Here is a 6,821-nt window from a genome sequence, read left to right as displayed (position 1 = left end):
TCACCCTGGCGTTTGCCTGCGCGGCGCCTCTGTTTCTCTATCTTCGCGAACGGCGGTTGGCCGAACTGGAACAACTCCAGAACGATGCCTGATGCAGCCGGGGGGGTGTGCGGGCCGCTCAGTCCCGGTCATTCACCACTTCCACATCGATGGTCACGTCACGGGCGTCGATCTCAAGCCCGGCGGAGGGGACCTGACGATCAGCAGGGGAACTGGCCTGCTGCTCATAGGGGGAGCCGCAGGCAGGGCACTGGTCCAGACCGATTGCACTGAAGCCGCAGACAGCACAGGTGCGCATGCGCCGCTGCAGCACCTGCCAGGCGAGGAAGCCGGCGGCCCGAGCAACAGGGGCAACAGCAGGATGGTGAGTGTGATGCCGCCAAGCACGTCGAGGAGCAGGCGGCCCGCTGGGATCGGTGCGAGCAGCAGCACCGCAGCGAGCACGATCCAGAACCAGGGGAGGGGACGTTGCATCACGGCAGAGTCGGCGCCAAGGCCATCCTGCACCGGTGGTGAGCGGAGGTCCACCGGCGCCGGCCTCTGCCGACGCCAGCCAATAAAAAGCCACCCGAGCGGGTGGCTTCTTCGGCATCCGCCTGGATGCAGAATCATTAGGCGGTATGACGCATCGACAGAATGAAGATTTTACCTGGCATCGACCTATTTTCTCAGGGGGCTGCCCCCAAATATCGTCGGCGCTGCAGCGTTTCACAGCCGAGTTCGAGATGGTTCGGAGTGGTTCCACTGCGCCATGGACACCAGGATAGTCGCTTCATCCCCAGGTGAACCCTGAGAACTGCATAGGTTAGGCCAATGATTTCTGATCGCTCAGCATCATCTCGCCCTCTGGAAATCAGCTGGCAACGGCATCGCCGCTGCTCTTAGAGCTCGAGTGTTGGTCAAGCCCTCGGTCTATTAGTACTCCTCCGCTTCACGCATTGCTGCGCTTCCACGTAGAGCCTATCAACGGGTGTTCTTCCCGTGACCTTACTGGCTTAAGCCATGGGAACACTCATCTTGAGGTGGGCTTCCCACTTAGATGCTTTCAGCGGTTATCCACTCCGCACATGGCTACCCAGCGTTTACCGTTGGCACGATAACTGGTACACCAGAGGTGCGTTCCTCCCGGTCCTCTCGTACTAGGGAGAAATCCTCTCAATGTTCCTGCGCGTGCACCGGATATGGACCGAACTGTCTCACGACGTTCTGAACCCAGCTCGCGTACCGCTTTAATGGGCGAACAGCCCAACCCTTGGGACCGACTTCAGCCCCAGGTTGCGATGAGCCGACATCGAGGTGCCAAACCTCCCCGTCGATGTGAACTCTTGGGGGAGATCAGCCTGTTATCCCTAGAGTAACTTTTATCCGTTGAGCGACGGCCCTTCCACGCAGAACCGTCGGATCACTAAGGCCGACTTTCGTCCCTGTTCGACTTGTAGGTCTCACAGTCAAGCTCCCTTCTGCCTTTACACTCGTCGCTGATTTCCAACCAGCCTGAGGGAACCTTTGCGCGCCTCCGTTACCTTTTAGGAGGCGACCGCCCCAGTCAAACTGCCCACCTGATACTGTCCGGCCCCCGGATAACGGGCGGCCGTTAGAACTCTAGCTCGGAAAGAGTGGTATCTCACCGTTGGCTCACCATCACCCGCAAGCAATGGATCAAAGCCTCCCACCTATCCTGCGCATTCCGAGCCCGAGCACAATACCAAGCTACAGTAAAGCTTCATAGGGTCTTTCTGTCCGGGTGCACGTAGTCCGCATCTTCACAGACAATTCTATTTCGCCGAGCCTCTCTCCGAGACAGCGCCCAGATCGTTACGCCTTTCGTGCGGGTCGGAACTTACCCGACAAGGAATTTCGCTACCTTAGGACCGTTATAGTTACGGCCGCCGTTCACCGGGGCTTCAGTCGCCAGCTTCGCTTACGCTGACCAGCTTCCTTAACCTTCCGGCACTGGGCAGGCGTCAGCCCCCATACATCGTCTTGCGACTTAGCGGAGACCTGTGTTTTTGGTAAACAGTCGCCTGGGCCTCTTCACTGCGACCACCTTGCGGTGGCACCCCTTCTCCCGAAGTTACGGGGCCATTTTGCCGAGTTCCTTAGAGAGAGTTACCTCGCGCCCCTCGGTATTCTCTACCACCCTACCTGTGTCGGTTTCGGGTACAGGCAGTCATGCCTTAACGGGTATAGGGCTTTTCTTGGAAGCTTGACGTCACCCACTTCGCTGCCGTAGCAGCTCGCACTCACGCCTCAGCTCAAGCTGTTTTCGCCAGCTCTCAACGCCTCGAACGCTTGGACCAGTAACCAACATCTGGCTGGGCTAGCCTTCTCCGTCCCCCTTCCCAAAACATGACCGGTACAGGAATGTTGACCTGTTGTCCATCGACTACGCCTTTCGGCCTCGCCTTAGGTCCTGACTAACCCTCCGTGGACGAGCCTGCCGGAGGAACCCTTAGGGTTTCGGGGCATGGGATTCTCACCCATGTTTTCGCTACTCAAGCCGACATTCTCACTTCCATGCAGTCCACGCCCGCTTACGCTAACGCTTCACCCCACATGGAACGCTCCCCTACCATTGATAAATCAATCCGCAGCTTCGGTACAACGCTTAGCCCCGTTCATTTTCGGCGCAGGATCGCTCGACCAGTGAGCTATTACGCACTCCTTTGAGGATGGCTGCTTCTAGGCAAACCTCCTGGTTGTCTGGGCAATCCCACCTCCTTTATCACTCAGCGTTGATTTGGGGACCTTAGCTGGCGGTCTGGGCTGTTTCCCTTTCGACCATGGAGCTTATCCCCCACAGTCTGACTGCCTTGCTACACACAGGGTATTCAGAGTTCGTCTCGATTTGGTACCGCTCTCGCAGCCCGCACCGAAACGGTGGCTTTACCCCCCTGCTGGAGCACAAGACGCTACGCCTCAACGTATTTCGGGGAGAACCAGCTAGCTCCGGGTTCGATTGGCATTTCACCCCTAACCACAGCTCATCCGCTGATTTTTCAACATCAGTCGGTTCGGACCTCCACTTGGTATCACCCAAGCTTCATCCTGGCCATGGTTAGATCACCCGGGTTCGGGTCTATAAACACTGACGATCGCCCTATTCAGACTCGCTTTCGCTGTGGCTCCACCATTCCCGGTTTAACCTGCCAGTGCCTATAAGTCGCCGGCTCATTCTTCAACAGGCACGCGGTCACCCGATCAGTCGGGCTCCCACTGCTTGTAAGCTCACGGTTTCATGTTCTGTTTCACTCCCCTCCCGGGGTTCTTTTCACCTTTCCCTCGCGGTACTGTTGCGCTATCGGTCACACAGGAGTACTTAGCCTTACGAGGTGGTCCTCGCGGATTCACACGGAATTTCACGTGCTCCGTGCTACTCGGGATACAGCTAGGCCAACTTCATTTTCGAATACGGGGCTTTCACCCTCTGTGGCGCGCCATTCAAACGCTTCTTCTAAATCCGTTGGTCCACATTGCTGTCCCACAACCCCGATGGGCGAACCCATCGGTTTAGGCTGGTCCCCGTTCGCTCGCCGCTACTGAGGGAGTCGTTTTTACTTTCCTTTCCTCCAGCTACTAAGATGTTTCAGTTCGCTGGGTTGGCTCGCACCGCCCTATGGATTCAGGCGGCCGTTCTAGGGGTTGCCCCATTCGGAAATTCCCGGATCAAAGCGTGTTTCCAGCTCCCCGAGACTTATCGCAGGTAACCACGTCCTTCATCGCCTCTGTGTGCCAAGGTATCCACCATGAGCCCTTTGTAGCTTGACCAATGTATCTTCCCAGTGCTTCAGGCTGTTGAGGCCCATTCTCCAAGATTCACCTTGATTGCTCCTCACTGGCTTTTGGACCACTGATTGACAATCCGGTTTGAATGCCAGGATCAAACTCCCGATCCCTCGGCGGGATCAGAAGAACACTGGAAAGTCTCGGCTCTAAACTCAATAGAACGCCAGTTCTCACTGGACATCCATGAGATGCTTTCTTTCCAGACTCACCTATGCAGTTGTCAAGGTTCGCGCTGAACACAGACTCCGATCTCTCAGAGCCTTGAGTTCAGCATCCAATCAACCTGATCAGGAATGATTGGAGGCTGAAATCATCAGCTGCACTGATCTTGGTCATCCCAGTCGAAGTTCCTGGCGACGTCTCCGTCGCGTGTTCCTGGCGACGTCTCCGTCGCGTTCGACTTGAGGGTCTGGCAGTGCGCAGAGCGTGGCATGGAGGTTAGCGGACTCGAACCGCTGACATCCTGCTTGCAAAGCAGGCGCTCTACCAACTGAGCTAAACCCCCAAACACGAATGGGCCATCCTGGACTTGAACCAGGGACCTCACCCTTATCAGGGGTGCGCTCTAACCACCTGAGCTAATGCGCCGAGGAGTTTCGACCTCTCAGTAACATCAAAAATCAGCCTTGATCAATTCAATCAAAGCCGACTTTCAACATCCCTTTGGGGTGACCTAGACGAAGTTTAGGAACTGAACCTGATCAGCCGCTAGAGCTGTCAGGCTGAGGTACCGATCGACCATCGAGATGACAGGACTTTGGTTTCATCACAATGTGGATGAAACATCAGAGTCAGTTGTTGTCTCCCTGTTAGGAGGTGATCCAGCCGCACCTTCCGGTACGGCTACCTTGTTACGACTTCACCCCAGTCATCAGCCCCACCTTCGACGTCCTCCTCCACAAGGGTTGGAGTAACGGCTTCGGGCGTGGCCAACTTCCATGGTGTGACGGGCGGTGTGTACAAGGCCCGGGAACGTATTCACCGCAGTATGCTGACCTGCGATTACTAGCGATTCCTCCTTCACGTAGCGAGTTGCAGCCTACGATCTGAACTGAGCCACGGTTTATGGGATTTGCTAGCTCTCGCGAGTTTGCTGCCCTTTGTCCGTAGCATTGTAGTACGTGTGTAGCCCAGGATGTAAGGGGCATGATACTTGACGTCATCCACACCTTCCTCCGGTTTATCACCGGCGGTCTCTCTAGAGTGCCCAACTGAATGCTGGCAACTAAAGACGTGGGTTGCGCTCGTTGCGGGACTTAACCCAACATCTCACGACACGAGCTGACGACAGCCATGCACCACCTGTCACTGCGCTCCCGAAGGCACCCCCCGATTTCTCAGGGGTTCGCAGGATGTCAAACCCTGGTAAGGTTCTTCGCGTTGCATCGAATTAAACCACATACTCCACCGCTTGTGCGGGCCCCCGTCAATTCCTTTGAGTTTCACACTTGCGTGCGTACTCCCCAGGCGGAACACTTAACGCGTTGGCTACGACACCGAGGGGGTCGATTCCCCCGACACCTAGTGTTCATCGTTTACGGCCAGGACTACAGGGGTATCTAATCCCTTTCGCTCCCCTGGCTTTCGTCCATGAGCGTCAGTTATGGCCCAGCAGAGCGCCTTCGCCACTGGTGTTCTTCCCGATATCTACGCATTTCACCGCTACACCGGGAATTCCCTCTGCCCCTACCACACTCAAGCCTCACAGTTTCCATTGCCGAAATGGAGTTAAGCTCCACGCTTTGACAACAGACTTACGAGGCCGCCTGCGGACGCTTTACGCCCAATAATTCCGGATAACGCTTGCCACTCCCGTATTACCGCGGCTGCTGGCACGGAATTAGCCGTGGCTTATTCCTCAAGTACCGTCAGATCTTCTTCCTTGAGAAAAGAGGTTTACAGCCCAGAGGCCTTCATCCCTCACGCGGCGTTGCTCCGTCAGGCTTTCGCCCATTGCGGAAAATTCCCCACTGCTGCCTCCCGTAGGAGTCTGGGCCGTGTCTCAGTCCCAGTGTGCTGATCATCCTCTCAGACCAGCTACTGATCGACGCCTTGGTAGGCTCTTACCCCACCAACTAGCTAATCAGACGCGAGCTCATCCTCAGGCGAAATTCATTTCACCTCTCGGCATATGGGGTATTAGCGGCCGTTTCCAGCCGTTATCCCCCTCCTGAGGGCAGATTCTCACGCGTTACTCACCCGTCCGCCACTAACCCGAAGGTTCGTTCGACTTGCATGTGTTAAGCACGCCGCCAGCGTTCATCCTGAGCCAGGATCAAACTCTCCGTTGTAGGTCAGATCCTCTTGATCAACCTGAATTAAACTCTCGCTCAACTCAAGCCGCTCTCAATCTGACTTGCTCGTCACCCACAGTCTCAAGCCTCTCGGCTCTCCCTGCAGTTGGAGCCTCCTTCCTCTGACAGAAGGGTTCAAAGAGTGCACTGAATTCAAAATCTTCCGATTTCTCCTCCCTTGTCTCTCCCAGATCTCAGATCCGGTCGCGATCAGGTTCCCGCCAGCTCGTTTCAGCAGCTCGCCTCGTGAGAAGGCTCACCGCTCTCGCTCGCAGTTCCCCGTCGCTTGTTTGTTTTGACGGGACCTCACACCCTCACGGCTTGCTTCTGCCACCATCCTCTCGGCCACTCTTTCCGCCTCCCCTCTCGGGAAAACCTCAAGATCAAGCCTCGAAACGGTGACGCCGTGAAAGCGTCAGTTCCTAAACTTCTCAGTTGTCCAGGTGCTGCCACCTCCACTCACGTCCGCTTGGACTCTCGTCCTCGCTCCCTGAGCTCTCGGTGACCGTCGCCTCCCGGCGACCCAGAAAACTTACAACACCGTCGGCTCTCGCCTCCTCGTCGTAAGCCGCGCTCCGCTTCCGGTGCGCAGTCCAATAACGTAGCACAGGCTCAACCCACCAGCGCAAGCCCCAGGGAGGAGCGTTCCAGGGTTTCGGGCCATCGGCCGCCAGCACAGGGAAGTCGGCCTGGGAGAGGTCGCTGCCCGGCACGAGGATCTCGGGTGACTGGCTCAGCCAG

1 protein-coding gene, 2 tRNA genes, 3 rRNA genes and 1 pseudogene are annotated in these 6,821 nt (G+C 56.6%); all 7 read right to left on the bottom strand.

Annotated features, from left to right (window positions below):
- Nucleotides 1-118: 118 nt before the first annotated feature.
- Entirely contained in the window at nucleotides 119-298 is a 180-nt protein-coding gene (locus SYNGFB01_RS15560) for a hypothetical protein (RefSeq protein ID WP_235300095.1), read from the bottom strand.
- Nucleotides 299-647: 349 nt separating this feature from the next.
- A 5S ribosomal RNA gene (rrf, locus tag SYNGFB01_RS09575) occupies nucleotides 648-763 on the bottom strand.
- Between the two features lie 132 nt (nucleotides 764-895).
- Nucleotides 896-3,768: ribosomal RNA gene (locus SYNGFB01_RS09570) — 23S ribosomal RNA — on the bottom strand.
- A 450-nt stretch (nucleotides 3,769-4,218) separates the two neighbouring features.
- Nucleotides 4,219-4,291, bottom strand: a tRNA-Ala gene (locus tag SYNGFB01_RS09565).
- Between the two features lie 9 nt (nucleotides 4,292-4,300).
- Nucleotides 4,301-4,374 (bottom strand) — tRNA-Ile (locus tag SYNGFB01_RS09560).
- A gap of 221 nt (nucleotides 4,375-4,595) precedes the next feature.
- A 16S ribosomal RNA gene (locus tag SYNGFB01_RS09555) occupies nucleotides 4,596-6,077 on the bottom strand.
- The 16S, 23S and 5S rRNA genes sit together here with 2 tRNA genes alongside, the layout of an rRNA operon.
- A gap of 434 nt (nucleotides 6,078-6,511) precedes the next feature.
- A pseudogene (locus SYNGFB01_RS15555) lies at nucleotides 6,512-6,821 on the bottom strand (hypothetical protein); the annotation flags it as partial.

Origin of the sequence: Synechococcus sp. GFB01 (assembly GCF_001039265.1) — a bacterium.
In the GTDB taxonomy this organism is placed as follows: domain Bacteria; phylum Cyanobacteriota; class Cyanobacteriia; order PCC-6307; family Cyanobiaceae; genus NIES-981.
Note: the sequence above shows the minus strand (reverse complement) of the source record. Positions and strands in the feature narration are given on the sequence as shown.